Source organism: Paenibacillus xylanilyticus (assembly GCF_013359935.1).
In the GTDB taxonomy this organism is placed as follows: domain Bacteria; phylum Bacillota; class Bacilli; order Paenibacillales; family Paenibacillaceae; genus Paenibacillus; species Paenibacillus xylanilyticus.
This window is the reverse complement of sequence record NZ_JABMCB010000010.1, coordinates 1-352: the sequence shown is the minus strand read 5'-3', so window position 1 is coordinate 352 and position 352 is coordinate 1. Positions and strand designations below refer to the sequence as shown.

The following is a 352-nucleotide window of genomic DNA, read 5'->3' as shown; positions in this document are numbered from 1 at the left end:
GAAGCCCCCCTCAAGATGAGATTTCCCAGTATGTAAGACCCCTTGAAGACGACGAGGTAGATAGGCTGGGGGTGGAAGTGCAGCAATGCATGGAGCTGACCAGTACTAATCGGTCGAGGGCTTATCCAAGATATGCAGGTTTTAATCACAAATTCGTTTCGGATCTAGTTTTCAGGGAATAATCTCTGAACGCATTTGTTTCACAAATGCCCGTTTGGTGGCGATAGCGGAGGGGTTCCACACGTACCCATCCCGAACACGACCGTTAAGCCCTCTAGCGCCGATGGTACTTGGACCGAAGGGTCCTGGGAGAGTAGGACGTTGCCAAGCAAAGAACCACTGCCGATGTAAT

The 352-nt window shown here is 50.9% G+C and carries 2 rRNA genes; both read left to right on the top strand.

Annotated elements, in window-relative coordinates:
- Positions 1-129 (top strand): 23S ribosomal RNA (locus tag HP552_RS00060); the annotation flags it as partial.
- Between the two features lie 84 nt (positions 130-213).
- A 5S ribosomal RNA gene (gene rrf / locus HP552_RS00055) occupies positions 214-330 on the top strand.
- Positions 331-352 lie beyond the last annotated feature (22 nt).